Below are 13,988 nucleotides of genomic sequence, written 5' to 3' on the forward strand. Positions count from 1 at the left end.
TGCCCGCACCGCCGACACGGGCCGGAACGGCATGCCAGTCCGGGCTCGACTTGGTTCGCTACTCGTCGAGGCCGGGCTTCGGCTCGTGCAGCCGCCGACGGTACGGCGGGTGGCGGAGGGGTGAGAGGGGCCGGGGGGGCATGTGGGTCTTCGAAGGTGAGCGGTGGAGCGATTGGTGAATTCGGGCCACTGGGATCTGGGTCAGACCTGCGCACGACCGCAAGAGTTGGCCCAAATGCGCCAATCGCTGCTCCGCCGAGCGACCCACGAACCTGCGCCAGGCCTCGGCCGACACCGTTAGATGAGGGCCGTCCGGCACTTCGGAGTCCTTCACCAGCACACCTGCGGGGACGAAGGCGGCCTCTACGCACTCGGTCCCGCTCCCACCGCTGTAGGAGGACTTGAACCACTGGTACGTCGAGGGCGCAGTCTTCAGGACTCCTTGCTTATGCGGTGGACGATCTCCGCCGAGGACTCGAGGTCGAGTCCATGTGCGCTGAGGTACTCGAAACGCCAACACATAGCGATCCAGCTCCTGGCTTGCCGCTAGGTAATAGCCTGTCAGCGACAACTCGCAGGGCGGCGCTATGAGTTTTCAACTGGAAGCTGTGTGGCGAGGATCTCAGGCAGTGCCTCTATAAAGCAAATGGCTTTTTTGTACAGCTTGAATATCTCTGCCGAAGTTTTCAAGAGAGCGTAGTTCGCGTAGTCCTGATGCACCAGTTCGTTTCTCAGGCGCCCGATCTCAAGGAAAGCATCTAGCTGTTCCTTTAGGGCGTTGTCCTCTCTCAGTCTGGCCTTCATGTGCCTCTTGAATTCTTCACCCAGCGCACCCCAGAGAGGCCCTGCATTTTTGTTATCCCAGTCGAATAGCTTGTGATACTGGCGGGTCAAGACCCACTTGTCAATCATGATGGCTAGCTTTTTGTCGCTGGCTGAGGCTGCCGCGTACTCTCGAATGTGGCGGCACACTTGGACCTCGAACTCGCTAGCGGCAGCTAGCAGGAGCACTTTCGGCAACGTCCGCTCAAGGCTCGCCTGGTATGACGGGTTGTCGTCACCAAAGAATTCCATGAGCGCTTGGTGCTCTTGGTACATGTTGATAACGGCCGACATGTGTGGACCTACTCCTCGTCCCCGCGTAGGATTTTGAGGGTTTCCTCATAGCGGCCTTGCACGTGCCTTGTCTTGGTTACACCTTCCTGGGCGTGTGCTGAAATTCTCCTAGCTGCCTTCGATAGCTTTTCCTCCGTGAGGATGAATTCGTGCCCGTCCTTCTCTAGTTGGACGCATGCGGCAAAGATACTCTCAAAGAGAAGCGGGCTGAACCTTTCAGAGGTCGCCAAGTGAAACAATGTGTTTGGCATTCCCTCGGTCAGGCCAAGGAACCAATCCCAGGTCACAGCCGTAGATCGGACTTGCTCTGCGGTCATCCCCTGGGCTGTCTTGCAGAACCTGTTCAAGAATCCTGTCATGGATCCTGAATATGATTCCACGCCGCGAGCAAGCGCGAAAGCGCGAAGGATCAATTCGATGTCCTTCATTCGCGGATCGGAATTGGATGTCCCTGTGAGCTCTCGCCAGCGGGGGCGATCGTTCATTTCGTAAAGGGATTCCATGAAATCGGAATGATAAAGACTCATTCGGATCTCTTGTGCTTGCAGGTTACTGCCGCCTGTGTTTAGGCGATTGAACATCTCGAAGACTGAGTCGTCTCCGGCTGGCTTCACTTGCTTGACGATAATATTGCGCAGTGGGCGGAGTTCAAATCGCTCCTTATACTCGCCCAGATCCTCGTAAGTCATGCCACTGAACTTATTTTTCCTGCCGTCCGGAAACTTAGCGAATGAGAGTTTGAAGGGCTGGAAGAAATTATCGTCGCTCAGGAAATCGTCCACTTCGGCCGGAGGCCCGGAAAACACCCTTCGGAACTCTGCGCGTCCGTCCTTGCGGGGGAACCTTCCCTTGATGAAGAAATACAACGTCAGGAGTCGCTGTTGCCCATCGATTACAAGAAACCTATTTGTTCCCTCTTCGTACAGGAACACCTGAGGGACTGGGAGTCCCAGGATTATTGATTCGATTAGCTTCGAGGCTCGGCGAATATCCCAGACATAGTTTCTCTGGAAGATCGGGATCTTGACTGATCCGCGGTTAATGAAATTGAAGATTGTAGATACATTGAAATCGTTCGGAGTGCTGATCAGGTCATACTCTTCGATCTGATACTCTTCATCCTCCTCCAGCTGCTTTTCGTCGAGCCAGGCGTTCTTGTCGGAGGAATCCATCGGTAAACCTTTGCTGTTGAATTGATTTCTATAGTTAACAGGGTGCGCTCGGTTGGGGGTTACGGCATCATGGCACGGCTTGGATCTCGTGCGCAGGCATATGCACCCCTTCTCTGTGCATGTAGGGCAGGGAGTCCAGGATGGGTGTGGCCCGTCTTGGGCTGGGTGCCACGGCTGGGCCTGTACCGGCTGCTAGAAAGCGGTGAGGGCCACGTTGCGCTCACACCTCAGGTGTCTGTCAGCCCCTTCACGAACTTCGTCCAAGCCTCGGCTGAGACTGACAGGTGCGATCCCTGCGGCGTCTTAGAGTCCCGTACAAGGACATGAGATGAGGCGAGGGCAGTCTCTATGCATTCGGTGGTATTGCCACCACTGTGCGATGACTTGAACCAGGTTGGCTCGGAGACAGCCTGAGGGCGGTCGGACATTCACAGCTCCTTGCGGGCGCGATGGATCATGGCGGAGGAGGCCTCCATGTCCAACGCTTGTGCGCGGAGGTACTCGAACGCAAGTCTGTATCGGTCTAGTTCCTCGTCCTTCTCCAGGAAGAGGGAGCCCGTATGGAAGTCGACGTACACGACGTCGAGGGCCGGCTCCGTGCCCCCGATGATCACGAAGCTTCCCAGCGCGGCAGCGTGGGCCCCCTTGGAGAAAGGGAGGACTTGAAGCGTGATGTGAGGGGACTCATTGGCCTCGAGCAATCTGTCGAGCTGTTCCTTCATCACCTGGGGAGATCCGACGGTGCGCCGGATCACGGACTCGTCAAGGATGGCCCAGAGGTGCAGCGGCTTTGGACGGGTGAGGATCTCCTGCCGCTTCATGCGGATGCTGACCAACTGCTCGATCTCTGCTGGCTCCAGAGGCACTTCGTTGGCCTGCTGCAGGACTGTGCTGTAAGCGCGCGTCTGGAGGAGGCCGGGCACGTAGACGCATGAGAAGTGGCTCTCGCGCACGGCTTCGTCCTCAAGCGTGAGCAGCAGGTTCATGCTCTCCGGGATGGCGTCCGCGAACGAGCTCCACCAGCCTTGCTGCTTGGCATCCTTCGCCATTCCTACAACAGCCTTGCGTTCGGCCTCAGTTGCCCCATACTCGCGGCACAGTGCATCGACGACGATCCACTTGACCGGCCCGGCTTGGGTTTCGTACCTGCTGACCGTTGCCTTCGATACGCCAACGATCCGCCCGGCCTCCTCAAGAGTCAGCCCCTTGCGGGCACGCAACTTGCGCATCATCGCGCCCAGTTGACGGCGGCGGGTGGTGGTTCGTTCGGGCATGCGGCTCCTTCGCCAGCCCCAGGCGGCTCGCCCGGAGATCTCCATCAGGCTAGGGAGCCCGGATGCGACTAACCATCAGGTTCACTCGATGGATTCTCGTGAGAAGTTACACAATGAGACTTCTCTGTGACATGCTCCCTCACAGATCGCTACGCAGTGCAGCCGTACGGATACGGCAGGCGCAGCACGTGCGTGGCTGGGAGGGAGGAGTGGCCGTGCCTGGCTACGAAGTCACCGAACCTCGACTCCGCTGTGTCCTGCCTTTCGAGGCTGCACCAGCAGAAGTGCGCCTGCTTCGGAGAGCCGTCGTAAGGCAGTTGGGCCGATGGGGGATGCCCATCGCTGTGGATGAGGCAGAACTCCTCGTTGCGGAGTTGGCGACCAACGTCGTGAAGCACGTGGGCGAGGGCGTCTCTGCAACGTTGGTCCTTGAGTGGAAGGGCGAGCGGCTCCGGCTGGAAGTCCATGACAGGAGCCAGGTGGTTCCGTCCCTCAGAGGAGTGGACTGCGCCGAGGAGTGTGGGCGCGGACTGCATCTGCTCGCGGCGGTGGCAGTGGACTGGGGGACGGTGCTCACCGCGGTGGGCAAGGCTGTTTGGTGCGAGATCGCGCTCGACGCGGGACATGTCTGTCGGCGTCTTGAGCGAGCAGTTGAAACCCTCGAGATCTACCAAGGCGCAAGCCGCGGTGCTGGCCTGCAGGAAGCAAAGCGCGAAGCGGGCCTCGAGGAGTCAGCGATTGAGCTGATCGCGGACCTTCTCCACTGGACGGCAGCCCGCGGTTATGACCCAGACGACATCCTCGACCGTGCTCAGACGCACTACGAGGCCGAAGTGGAGGCTGCGTAGTGCGCGGATGCCGTAGCCGACTTCTGTATCTGGCCCCGCAGAGACGCAGGTGTGCGCCAGGATTCTCCTGGACGGCTCTTGTGGCACATGCGGTGGCAGTTGGCGCACAGGCACGCAAGGTCGTCGAGCTTGGTCTCCCGGGCTCCGGAGATGCAAAGGGGAGTGACGTGGTGCACTTCGATATAGCCCTCGCCCAGGTCTCCGTAGGTGCGGGCAAAATCGAAGTCGCAAACCTCACAGCGCAGCGCGCCCCTGAGGCGACGTACTTGCTCGATCTTGAGCTTGCGGAGCTTCGGGTCTCGCTCGCGGGCAAGCGCCCAGCGGGCGAGGAGCCGGCCCTCGATGGCCGTGGCTCCAGAGTCGTCGACTTCGTCTGGCTGTGGGGCAATGAGCTGCAGATGGCCCGAGCCGATGCCGTATTCAAGGGCCTGGGCTGCTTGAAGCATCTCGGCCTCGCGCTCCGTGAAGGCCTCGATCATGAGAAGCGTGGGCTTGCCGCATCGGGTGGCCTTGCCGGTGTACAGCTTGTGGTTCGTCATGAAGTCGGTGGTCTTGCGGCTGACGCTGTCGGGGGACCGGAATCCGGGAAGGGCACGTTCCTCCGGAGTGTGGATCGGAAGCGAACGGATCAGCTCCGACAGCTCTTGGACCTCCCGGTCGTTGGTCCGCAACTCACGCCAGCCGTTCTTCACGACGAGAGCTCCGGCCAGTACAAGTTCGTCCTCGGTCCAGGCAGGTATCCGCATGCGCAATATCGTATGAGTGTTCGGCGCATCGGAGGGTGCGTTCAGCGAACCGCGGGGCGTACTGCAAACTTGGTGAGGTCTCGTTGTCAGTGGGGTCTGTCACCCTCAGTGATGGTGGATTGCAAGATGTGTCTGCCGCTGTACGGCTGTAAGGAGGGGGCATGACCCACACGAAGGAATCGGAGCAGGTCACTACTGAGGTGCGTGAGCCTGAGTTCACGTCGATCGAGATCTGCGCCGGAGCCGGCGGGCAGGCCATCGGGCTGCATCAGGCTGGCTTCGGGCACCTGGCCTTGGTCGAAATCGACAAGTATGCCGCGGCCACATTGCGCGAGAACATCGAGGTGCACCCGAAGTGGGACTGGGAGCGGGACAACTGCGACGTTCTCTGCCAAGACGTGCTGGAGTTTGAGCCTGAGCGTGACCTGAAGAAGAGCGCCAGACTCTACCGCCGAGGTGAGGTTGACCTCCTAGCCGGCGGCGTACCGTGCCCACCGTTCTCCCACGCTGGCAAGCAGCTCGGTGAAGACGATGAGCGTGACCTCTTTCCCCGCATCTTGGCTCTGGCCGAGCAGATCCGTCCCCGAGCCGTGATGATCGAGAACGTTCGCGGCCTCATGGACGCCAAGTTCGACGACTACAGGTCCCGGATTCAGGCCCAGCTCGAGGAGATGGAGCCAAGCGACGACGGGCTGCCTGGTTATGAGGTCGTGGGGTGGGAGGTATTTGAGGCGGAGAAATTCGGCGTTCCGCAGCTCCGGCCCCGCTCGATCCTTGTCGCCTTCCGGAGGGACGTCCTCAAGGATCTGAAGTACGAAGCTCCCGCGCCCAGTGCTGAGAGAGTCTCGGTCTTCAAGGCGCTGGAGGAGACAATGCTGGAGCGCATCCGGGTGTTTAGGAACGGGCCACGTGCTGCCAAGGCGCGGAAGGTCTTCGATGACTGGAAGCGGGATGCGGACAAGGACGTTGCGCCCACACTCGTCGGTGGGTCCAAGAAGCACGGTGGTGCCGATCTTGGTCCCAGCAGAGCCAAGAAGGCGTGGCGAGCGCTAGGGGTCTCGGGCATGGGCGTGGCCAACGCGCCCGTGGACGGTAAGCCGACGGGCACCGAAAACAGGGATCTGTTCGGCGAAGAGGGGCCCATGCTTACGGTGAGGCAGGCCGCGATCATTCAAGGCTTCCCGACGGCCTGGGACTTCAGCGGGGGTAAGACAGCCCAGTACCGGCAGGTCGGAAACGCCTTCCCGCCGCCGGTCGCGCAGGCCATCGGTGAATCGATCATCGACGTGCTGAAGGCGGCACGGGAGCGCGATCAGAAGAAGAACTAGCTGTTCGGCTTCGCCTTCCGGACTACGCTGCGGCGCTTCTCGACCTCGGCCGCAATGCGTGCGGCGCAGTCTTCAGAGGGCTCATGTTCCCAGAACCGGAGCACCGTCCAGCCAGCCTCTTCGAGGCGCTGGTCGGTGTCCCGGTCGCGGGCCATGTTCCGGGCAACCTTGTCGGACCAGTAGCCCGGGTTGGTCTTCGGCGGTACGTAGTGTTCAGGGCATCCGTGCCAGTAGCAGCCGTCAATGAAGACAGCCACCTTCGCCGGACCGAAGACCATGTCCGCAGTCCGGCGAAGGCCCGGAAGCGGCTTGGCGGCGACTCGGTAGCGCAGACCTTGGGCGTGGACGAGCCTTCGGATGAGCCACTCCGGCTTGGTGTCCCTATTCCGGATGGCCTGCATGTTGCGTCGGCGGGCTGCGGAGGAGGCCCAAGATCCTTGAGGAGGACTCCAGTTGTCAGACACCTCTGCCCTCCTGGACGTAGATCAGTAAGCTCTGAACCTGCGCGTGTACTGAGATTTGGTCAGCGATCAGGAGCACCCTATGCCAATGCCAGCAAGTGATGCAGAGAGCGGCCTGGGGGTGAAGCCCGCTCTCGCGACGGTGCCCTCGTGGCTCCCTGAGCTGTTTGCGTGGAAGCCGACGACGAAGGGGAACCAGATTTTGGTGGAGAAGACGCTCGGAAGGGGCACTGCTCCGAATATCGCGGACGGCTCGCAGAGGGCGAGCCTTGGGATCGCCGGCCACATCTTCGATCGACTGCAGATCGCAAAAGAAACCGAAGACGACGACGAGAGCCTTGGGAAACTCTTGGAGGTGAGCGTCCAGAAGCACTTGGCTGAGTGTTTCGGAAGCGATCCCAAGTCCGGAAAATGGCAGGTTTCCAGGAATAGTAAGATCTGGAACTTCTGGCAGTATGCGCATATCCAGGAGTTGAAGGAAGCTGCTGAAGAGTACCCCGACTTGACGGATCTCATTGCGGGTGACTACCTGATCGATCCGGACGTCACTGTAGGTGTTCCGGGCCGATACGGGGAAGTGTTGCGGGCGGTCGTTTCCTGCAAGTGGACAATCAGATCCGACCGTGCGCAAAATGTCCGTCACGAGTTCAACTCGCTCATTAAGTCACGTCGTGGTAGAGCACCCCACCTGGTCGCGGTAACGGCTGAGCCGCTGCCGAGCAGGTTGAGCGCATTGACGCAAGGAATGGGTGAGATTGACGCCGTCTACCATGTCGCTTATGAACTCTTGAGGGAAGCAGTGGGTGAGTACACGCCGCTGTCATTGAAAAAGGGTGAGAAGTCGCAGCAAGAACATCTGAATGCAATGATAAAAACCGGGCGCCTCAGGGACTACCGGGAATTGGCTAGTGACATCCTCGCTGAGTGAAATGATGTCTCTCGATAGTGTTTGTAGAAATTCATCTACTGCCTGGTGTGTGATGGAAGGGGTGGGGCTGGGTGGGGGGCGTCCCGCTCTCTTGCGCATGCCCAGTAATGCCCGTTGAGGAACGCGGTGGGGCGATCGAGCTCCGACGCTTGCACTTCAACGACACGCGCGGCAACGAACTCTCCTTCTTGGGGGATTGGTAGCCCTAGTTGGGCGGCTATGCGCTTGTGGCTGTCGTAGTCGCCCATGATGATGATCCCCTCGGGCTGCAACGCTGACCTGCATCCACCATTGCCGCGAACTCGTTTCATGTAGTCCTTCTGCTGCGCCACAGTCCGCACCACGTTACGGCTGATGCGCCGTTTCTGGACGCGCCGGAACAGCTCGTTGAGGCGCTGCTGACCGGACTGCGGTGCGAAGACCGCGTCGCGATCGGATGGGTCCATGTGGAGGAGTACGTTCTCCGGGAGTGCCGCATCGCGCCAGAGCCAGTGGATCTTGTCCCGGTGTATGGCCTTTATCGTGAGCTTGGCGTCGCGGTTGCTTCCCTGGTTCAGCCACTCTTCCTTGACCCGGAAGAGGCCGGCGCTCCAGCGGCTCTCCTGGTCGTTTGCCCACACCAGCAGGCAGAGATGACCCCTGGCCTCGGGTGGGATCATCCAGCCGCCGAAGCTCTGCGAGTACTTGCAGTCCACCTCGATGTTGGCGATCCGGTAGTCCATCGCCCTGCCGTCTTCGAACTTGAACTCTCGCTGCAGATTGATCTCTACAAGAGTTCCCGCGTGGGTCCGCTCTGTCTTGTACAGGGATTCCCAGGCGTAACGGCCTGTGACCTCTCCGTTCAGCAATTGATCGATCGTGTTCCGGAGCACTGTCGCGAACCGTTCCCCTGCGGGATCCATGCTGCTGAGTTCCGCGTGCACTGCCTGGAGCTCGGCGTCGAGTCGCAGCTCGTCCGCCAGGCGGATGTTCTGTGCGGCATGGATGTCGATGGGCAGCAAGTGGATCCCCCTCAGTTCAACTAACCGGAATCGTAGCGTCGTTGAAGTGTCGGGAGTCCTTCGCGCGGAATCGCACCAGACGGCGGTCCCCGCTCATGGCTGAGGTCGGCGGGATCAGGGTGAAGGCCATCACGATCTTTGAGGGGTCGGCCGATCCGTTGCGTACGACAGCGTGGACGTCGCTGTGGCTGTCGCCGTCGACGACGGGATACAGAAGGATGACTCCGGTTGTGGGGCCGACTCCGGCGTTCTGATCCGGGTGGAGAGCGAGCGGTGCTGCCGCGTTGTCGATGAGGCGCTGTGCGGCCATGCGGTGTTCGACGCTGGCGATGCGGCCGAAGGAGGTCTTGCCGGCCTGCCGCTTGCGTCGGACCAGGGAAAGCGGTGTGGAGCCGAGGATGCCAGCTTCGACACGCTTGTTTGAGGCCAGCCGGGGCGAGACGAGCAGCCAGTTGTCCACCTTCGCCAGCGAGCCGTCAAGCTGCCTCAGATAGGTCAGGTGGGGGTCGAAGTAGCTTGGACGCTCCCACTCAAGCTGGGACAGCACGCTCAGGAGATCCTCGTGAGCAATGATCCCGGTGAGTGCTTCGAAGGTGCGCGTCAGTGAGCTGGAGTTGTCCGGCGGATTGGTGAACGACACCGGCTTGGTGCCGAGTCTGTCCAGCAGTGGCCGCCAGCGTTCCGTGTTCCGCTTGTGGGCCGCGCTGTTGTTCAGCGGGTACGAGGCGGGCTCGATGGGACGTCCAGGGGACCGGATCTCCACGAGTTCCGCGTTGAACATCTTGTTGCGTGCGGACGGCCTCACCCAGGGCAGGTGCTGTGCGACAAGAGGGGGCACCTCCATTGGCGTCAGCTGGGGCTGTCCATCGACCACCACGGCATACTGGGCCAGCTGCTCTCGGAAGGTTTCCTCGTCCCGGCAGATCGCTTCGTACGCCTCGTACAGGTCCGCAGCCTTGTCGCGCCTGAAGGGCTCTTCCCGCCCGATATAGAGCCTGACCAGGTCCCGGTATCCGGGCCTGAACCCGAACCAACGCCCCATCTGCATCAGCGTGTCCGCCTGCTGAGTGGTACGCCGGTAATAGGTGATGGTCAGGCCTTCCACAGTGAAGCCACGCGACAGCTTTGTACCTCCGACCAGGATCTTCCAGACGCGCGGGGTCCTGTCAAAGTCGAGGTCGAGCTGATCGAAGTAGGTATCGCTGTCGCCGTTTACGACGATGACCGGCTGGCCGTTTGAACCGATGCGTCGCCGTGCCTCGCTGACGTATGGGAGCAGTTCTTCGTAAGCTGCGGGCGCGGGGAGGTCAGACGCACGTGCCTCGCTCACCGGGATGAAGTCTGCCGCCCAAAGAGAGGCTAGGCGCTCATGGCCAGCCGAGGAGCTATATCCCGCCTGGTGCCACATGGAGTTGATGCGCAACGCGAGCTCGGCGTGGTCGTCCTTGCGTACGGACTGATGGACCAGCATCGTGTGGTGTCGGAATGGGTCTTCTGGAACGCCGTGATCGGCCCGGTAGAGCTTGAGGGCACCAGACAGCACGAAGGCGTCCATAGCCTCCTGGAGGCGATCACCAGTCGACTCGTAGATACCCCGGACGTGCGCCTTCTCTTGCGAGTTTGCGAATGTCCGCTCGTCTTCCGCTACCGGAGAGTCCAGATCGTGGAAGTCCTGAATGCCCATGTATCCGGTCGGTCGAGGAAGAGAGATCAGGAAATCGCTCGGGAAGATGTCCTCGTCGTCACCGGGGTCAACGAAGACGTTGGCAAAGGGCGTCGCCGTGTAGCCCACGTACTGTGCCCGCGGCAGGAGCTTGAGCAGCTGGGAGATCAGACCGTTGATCGCGGTTCGGTCAGTGGTGCCGGCCTCCCACTTCTTCGGGTCCAGGGTGTTCACGGAAGCCTGGTCGGACTCGTCATCGATGATCAGGGCGGGGAGTTCGCCGAGCAGGCCGTGGATCTGCTTGAGGTCTTTGACGAGCTTGGTGAGGACGGACTTGTTCTTTTTCACCACGAGAACGCGGGCTGCAGCGTGATGGAGGTTCGCCGGGTCGTGCAGGGGGCGAGTGGGTTCGCGCTTCTCGAATTCCAGGGCCCGGATGCCCTGAGCCAGGCTTTTGTAGTCCTTGTCCCGGGTCGTCAGGCGCTCGATGTCGAAGGCGCCCAGGACGGAGGGACGCCCGCCGTGCTGGACGAAGTGGGGCCACTCAGCGTCGTCGTCGCTGACGTAGTCGACGCCGACGAGGGAGTCCAGGTCGTTGATGTCGGCTCCCCGCAGGATGTTCTCCTGGCCAAGCAGCTCCATGTCGAGGCGGCGTTGCGTCTGTGCTCGCAGGAGGTTGAGGGTGCCGCCGAGGACGATGACGAGGCGGTAGCCGGCATCGATCGCTTTGGCGGTGACTCCGGTGAAGTTCGCAGTCTTGCCCGACTGGACGTATCCCACGACCAGGCCCTTCGCCTGCCGGGTCGCGGGTTGTTCGGGATCGGTGAGGCGTGCGACGACCGCTCGGCTCGCCTCGTCCAGACCGGCTATCGCCGCTTCGGACCAGCCCTTGGCGCGGAGCTTCCCCTCATACGACTTCCAGTAGAAGGACCGGGCTGCTGTGCGCTCCGGGGTGTACCAGGGGGTGAAGTCGCGGTCGATCACCGTGGGACCGGGAAGCTTCGCGACGGGAACGGCATGGTCCAGCGCCTTCCGCAGATCGCTGCCGAATCTGAGCCGGTCGTAGACGACTGCCCGTCGTTCGTCGGTGCGGGCGGGGGTTCCCAATGCCCAATGAGGTTCTTCCGCGAAGTCCCATGCCGTGAGATGGCGGCTCCAGAGGGCTGTCAGTGCCTCGTCCGCGCTGACTAGGCTCTCGTGGAAGCGCTCTTCGCTGAGATCGGCGTCCGGATGGTCCTCGTCGGCGGCCAGCGCGGCCCAGCGTTCGAAATGCTTGGGACTGCTGGTCATGCCTGCGAGCGCGGAAGCATGGATGTCCAGGAGAACGTTGGCTGGGGTGGGGCTCATGTGCAGGCCTCAATCAGCGGTCGGTTGGGGGGCCAGGAAAAGTGCAGCACGGCGGTCAGAACGCCTGTGTGCGCCGTGCGCGATGTGCTTCCGCGGAAGCCAGAAGGATGGTGTTCCAGTAGTCCACGCGGTCCTGGCGGCTTCGTTCCCAGCGTCCAAGCCCGAAGCAGTCCTCAAGCAGCAGGTACAGCAAGGTTTTTGTGACCGGAGCGTCGTTCGCGCCGCCGCGTTTGCCGTCGTTGAAGTCCTCGCGGAAGTCCTTGTTGAGGATGACGGCATTGTTCTCGCGGTCCAGGTCGAAGAAGCGGTCGCGGGGAAGTGCTGCCCAGCTGAACGTGATCGGTTCCTCGCCTCCCTTTTCCGGCAGTTCCTCCTTGATGATCCGCTTCACCTTCGGGTCGATCCCCTTGCCGGGAGGAGTGACCGGCTTACGGACGATCTCGGTGCGCCTTGAGCCGTCCCGGTAGGCAGCCTCGGCGTCACCGAGGTACTGATGGAAGGTATTGCCCTCGGAATCCACCGCCTTGTCCACACCGAGAGTGAAGGCCGGGGTGACCGTGACCCTTTCCTTCTTCACGTCGAGGCTCAGGACGCTGTTCTCGTGCGAGGGGAGATCCACGGCCACCCGGGCCAGTACGAGGTGTCCTTCGGGATTGCGCAGGCCGTTCCAGCCTCCCGCCTGGACGAGGCGGTCGTTCCGGTAGAAGTAGAAGCCCTGACGCTCCGCGAGCGCACCGATCTGCCGGAAGCCCGCCTGCTTCGACTTGGCCGGCCAGATGTGGGCGGTCAGGCGCATGTCCCCGATGCCCTCCACGGGCGCGGTGAACTGCCGCGGGTATCCCTTTCTTCCAGGCACCTTGTATCCGAAGGGATTCAGCGCCTCTACGGCGATGTGGTCCACCTCTTCGCCGAGTTCGTTCGCGCTGCTGCTCACGTCCCATACGGCGATGTCCAGTTGGAGACCGCGCTGCAGAAAGCGGTGCAAGTAGAGGCCGAGGTGTGTCTCCAGGCGGGCGATCGCCTGCGACAGGTACTGGTCGCTCTGCCCGGGTGTCACGGTTTCGAAGGCGCGTACCTGGTCCCACCGTACGACCGTGCCGTGCCACTCGATGATGCCGTCGTACCGGTCGACGAGGTCCTGTGCGTAGCGAGGGTCGACGGTGTCGCAGCGGAAGCTGTCCTCGATGCCCTCGGCGGTTAGGCGGCGGCCGGTGGCGCGGCTGCGCTTGGTGCGGCTGACCACGGTCAGGGACGAAGCGTGCGAGAGTGATGCGGCCTTCAAGCCGGTGCCGTACATGCCGAGGGCGTGTTCGCCGTAGGTGCGGCGCCTCCCGACCGTCATCGCGTCATCGAGTCCGGCCTCGTCCATTCCCTTGCCGTTGTCGATGATCAGGAGGGTCAGGATCCGCTTGGCGTCACGCAGGAAGTGCACCACGATCTTGTCTGCGCCCGCGTCGATCGAGTTGTCGATCAGGTCCGCTACGGCGACCTCGAAGCCGTAACCCTGGTTAGTCAGGGCTCTGCCGTAGCCGGCGTCTGGCGGCAGATGCGTGCTGCCGGTCGTGGGGACGTCGTACTGCCAGACGGTGCCGGGCTCGTAGGGCATCGGTTCCTCAAAATGCACAGGTCAGGGCCCGTTCCGAAACAGCAGCCCCTCAGCTCAGACGGTAGATGTGACCGTACTGCAAAGGTGGGACATAGGGGGAGGTTGAACTCTTAAGTGGGGGGATAAGTTCCATATCTTCCAATGGTGTTGGGGTGTCATGGAAGGGTCGGCGCACTCTGCTCGATCTTTCTGGCCGCAGTGGTGATGAGCCGCCCAGGTGCAGGAGCCGTGCTCGTTGGGGTGCAGTGCCGGTGTTTGCCTTGCCGGAGTTCATAGGCACCGTTGGGCCGCCCGCTTCTTGGTCAGTGTCGTGCTTCCGCGGCCCGTATCAAGGGCGCTTCGCGTCGGCTGCGCTGATGGCCCTTCGGGCCACCCTGGACACGGGCCGCTCCAGCACGGGTTGGAAGCGAGCGGGCGGCCCGGAGAGGCGGGTGGCCGAGGGAGGTTGGGGGTGGGGTTGGTGGGGTGTGGGCCGGGGTTTGGGGGCGCGGTTGCGTC

General features: G+C 61.7%; 13 protein-coding genes. 3 read left to right on the forward strand and 10 right to left on the reverse strand.

The features are described 5' to 3' along the window. Window positions 1-58: 58 nt before the first annotated feature. From AB0I98_RS02560 to AB0I98_RS02580, 5 genes are all read right to left on the reverse strand, one after another. Window positions 59-520 (reverse strand): DUF397 domain-containing protein, encoded by a 462-nt coding sequence (locus AB0I98_RS02560; protein ID WP_362934831.1) that lies wholly within the window; start codon window positions 518-520, stop codon window positions 59-61. 65 nt (window positions 521-585) lie between these two features. Further along, window positions 586-1,116: a HEPN domain-containing protein gene (locus tag AB0I98_RS02565; RefSeq protein WP_362934127.1), complete on the reverse strand. Its 531-nt coding sequence runs from the start codon at window positions 1,114-1,116 to the stop codon at window positions 586-588. An 8-nt stretch (window positions 1,117-1,124) separates the two neighbouring features. Beyond that, on the reverse strand, window positions 1,125-2,288 hold the full coding sequence (locus AB0I98_RS02570; RefSeq protein ID WP_362934130.1) for a DUF262 domain-containing protein: 1,164 nt from the start codon (window positions 2,286-2,288) through the stop codon (window positions 1,125-1,127). A gap of 227 nt (window positions 2,289-2,515) precedes the next feature. Next, window positions 2,516-2,716, reverse strand: a complete 201-nt coding sequence (locus AB0I98_RS02575; protein ID WP_362934133.1) for a DUF397 domain-containing protein — start codon at window positions 2,714-2,716, stop codon at window positions 2,516-2,518. Beyond that, window positions 2,717-3,562 (reverse strand): helix-turn-helix transcriptional regulator, encoded by an 846-nt coding sequence (locus AB0I98_RS02580; protein ID WP_362934136.1) that lies wholly within the window; start codon window positions 3,560-3,562, stop codon window positions 2,717-2,719. It abuts the gene before it with no gap. 215 nt (window positions 3,563-3,777) lie between these two features. Here AB0I98_RS02580 and AB0I98_RS02585 point away from each other — a divergent pair, with 215 nt between their 5' ends. After that, window positions 3,778-4,410 carry an ATP-binding protein gene (locus AB0I98_RS02585; protein WP_362934139.1) on the forward strand — a complete coding sequence of 211 codons (633 nt, stop codon included), beginning with the start codon at window positions 3,778-3,780 and terminating at the stop codon, window positions 4,408-4,410. Here the strand turns inward: AB0I98_RS02585 and AB0I98_RS02590 are convergent. Beyond that, entirely contained in the window at window positions 4,383-5,156 is a 774-nt protein-coding gene (locus AB0I98_RS02590) for an HNH endonuclease (protein ID WP_362934142.1), read from the reverse strand. The genes AB0I98_RS02585 and AB0I98_RS02590 overlap by 28 nt on opposite strands. A 161-nt stretch (window positions 5,157-5,317) precedes the next feature. On the opposite strand from AB0I98_RS02590, the gene dcm reads away from it, so the two are divergent. Continuing rightward, complete coding sequence (dcm, locus tag AB0I98_RS02595; protein ID WP_362934145.1) at window positions 5,318-6,484, forward strand: DNA (cytosine-5-)-methyltransferase; 1,167 nt, start codon at window positions 5,318-5,320, stop codon at window positions 6,482-6,484. Here dcm and AB0I98_RS02600 read toward each other — a convergent pair. Then, the gene (locus tag AB0I98_RS02600; protein WP_362934148.1) at window positions 6,481-6,948 is read right to left on the reverse strand and encodes a very short patch repair endonuclease; all 468 of its coding nucleotides are present in this window, start codon (window positions 6,946-6,948) and stop codon (window positions 6,481-6,483) included. The genes dcm and AB0I98_RS02600 overlap by 4 nt on opposite strands. A gap of 85 nt (window positions 6,949-7,033) precedes the next feature. Between AB0I98_RS02600 and AB0I98_RS02605 the strand changes: the two genes are divergently transcribed. Continuing rightward, entirely contained in the window at window positions 7,034-7,873 is an 840-nt protein-coding gene (locus AB0I98_RS02605) for an NgoMIV family type II restriction endonuclease (protein WP_362934152.1), read from the forward strand. Window positions 7,874-7,908: 35 nt separating this feature from the next. Here the strand turns inward: AB0I98_RS02605 and AB0I98_RS02610 are convergent, their stop codons facing one another. The 3 genes from AB0I98_RS02610 to AB0I98_RS02620 form a co-directional block, all read right to left on the reverse strand. Next, window positions 7,909-8,874, reverse strand: a complete 966-nt coding sequence (locus AB0I98_RS02610; protein ID WP_362934155.1) for a NaeI family type II restriction endonuclease — start codon at window positions 8,872-8,874, stop codon at window positions 7,909-7,911. 16 nt (window positions 8,875-8,890) lie between these two features. Then, window positions 8,891-11,827: a Z1 domain-containing protein gene (locus tag AB0I98_RS02615; RefSeq protein ID WP_362934158.1), complete on the reverse strand. Its 2,937-nt coding sequence runs from the start codon at window positions 11,825-11,827 to the stop codon at window positions 8,891-8,893. Between the two features lie 112 nt (window positions 11,828-11,939). After that, complete coding sequence (locus AB0I98_RS02620) at window positions 11,940-13,490, reverse strand: ATP-binding protein (protein WP_362934162.1); 1,551 nt, start codon at window positions 13,488-13,490, stop codon at window positions 11,940-11,942. Between the last annotated feature and the right edge of the window lie 498 nt (window positions 13,491-13,988).

This window comes from Streptomyces sp. NPDC050211, from assembly GCF_040656035.1.
Taxonomy (GTDB): Bacteria; Actinomycetota; Actinomycetes; order Streptomycetales; family Streptomycetaceae; genus Streptomyces.

Excerpts from the sequence above, each read along its gene's own strand:
- AB0I98_RS02565 (WP_362934127.1), bottom strand. The coding sequence starts at position 1,116 with ATGTCGGCCGTTATCAACATGTACCAAGAGCACCAAGCGCTCATGGAA.
- AB0I98_RS02570 (WP_362934130.1), bottom strand. The coding sequence starts at position 2,288 with ATGGATTCCTCCGACAAGAACGCCTGGCTCGACGAAAAGCAGCTGGAG.
- AB0I98_RS02575 (WP_362934133.1), bottom strand. The coding sequence starts at position 2,716 with ATGTCCGACCGCCCTCAGGCTGTCTCCGAGCCAACCTGGTTCAAGTCA.
- AB0I98_RS02580 (WP_362934136.1), bottom strand. The coding sequence starts at position 3,562 with ATGCCCGAACGAACCACCACCCGCCGCCGTCAACTGGGCGCGATGATG.
- AB0I98_RS02590 (WP_362934142.1), bottom strand. The coding sequence starts at position 5,156 with ATGCGGATACCTGCCTGGACCGAGGACGAACTTGTACTGGCCGGAGCT.
- dcm (WP_362934145.1), top strand. The coding sequence starts at position 5,318 with ATGACCCACACGAAGGAATCGGAGCAGGTCACTACTGAGGTGCGTGAG.
- AB0I98_RS02605 (WP_362934152.1), top strand. The coding sequence starts at position 7,034 with ATGCCAGCAAGTGATGCAGAGAGCGGCCTGGGGGTGAAGCCCGCTCTC.
- AB0I98_RS02615 (WP_362934158.1), bottom strand. The coding sequence starts at position 11,827 with ATGACCAGCAGTCCCAAGCATTTCGAACGCTGGGCCGCGCTGGCCGCC.
- AB0I98_RS02620 (WP_362934162.1), bottom strand. The coding sequence starts at position 13,490 with ATGCCCTACGAGCCCGGCACCGTCTGGCAGTACGACGTCCCCACGACC.